Origin of the sequence: Streptomyces tateyamensis (assembly GCF_003205575.1) — a bacterium.
Classification (GTDB): domain Bacteria; phylum Actinomycetota; class Actinomycetes; order Streptomycetales; family Streptomycetaceae; genus Kitasatospora; species Kitasatospora tateyamensis.
In genome coordinates, this window is sequence record NZ_PYBW01000406.1 from 1 (window position 1) to 235 (window position 235).

Consider the following 235-nt stretch of genomic DNA (forward strand, 5'->3'; position numbering starts at 1 on the left):
CGGCCGTACCAACCGGATCGGCATGGGTTCCGTGTTCTGGGCACCCTCGTACTTCGCGGGGTCCTGCGGCGGCGCACCGCTGAGCATCGTCAAGGAGTACATCGAGAACCAGCAGCGGCCCGTCTGACCGTCACCCCGGAGCCGCAGAGCACTCCGCCGCTTCGCGGCTCCGGGTCAAGGATCGCAATCCCGCCCGGCCTAAAGGCCGGGATTCCCTGCGAAGAACAAGGGATGG

1 protein-coding gene is annotated in these 235 nt (G+C 67.2%); it reads left to right on the forward strand.

Annotation, left to right across the window (positions count from 1 at the left end; all coding sequences use genetic code 11):
• A partial coding sequence (locus C7C46_RS33950; RefSeq protein WP_181442698.1) for a transposase occupies nucleotides 1–127 on the forward strand: 127 nt, incomplete at its 5' end.
• Nucleotides 128–235 lie beyond the last annotated feature (108 nt).